The sequence below is a fragment of the Flavobacterium columnare NBRC 100251 = ATCC 23463 genome (genome assembly GCF_002530675.1).
Lineage (GTDB): Bacteria > Bacteroidota > Bacteroidia > Flavobacteriales > Flavobacteriaceae > Flavobacterium > Flavobacterium columnare.
The window spans coordinates 3,395-3,719 of the sequence record NZ_PCMX01000124.1; positions in this window are offsets into that span (position 1 = coordinate 3,395).

Here is a 325-nt window from a genome sequence, read left to right on the forward strand (position 1 = left end):
AAAATAACCCTTCTTAATTAGAAATGGCTTAAGTACAAAAAAAATAGTTTCTCAATAACCCTATGGGCGTGCCCCTTCGGGTCGGGCTGTCCGTTCTATCTTTTGCTAAAGAAACCCTCACAAAAAAAAGCTATAGCCATTCAGCAAAAGGATGCCACTGCCATCCCTCACGCAAACCACCCTTTAAAAACAAAACAATCCAAAACAGACCATAGAATGATAAAGGCACAAATACTCTAAGAAAAAACGGTCAAAAATCCATCAAAGCAAAAACAAAACACGTACATACCTATTATTAAAACCAACAACAACAACAATAATAAAG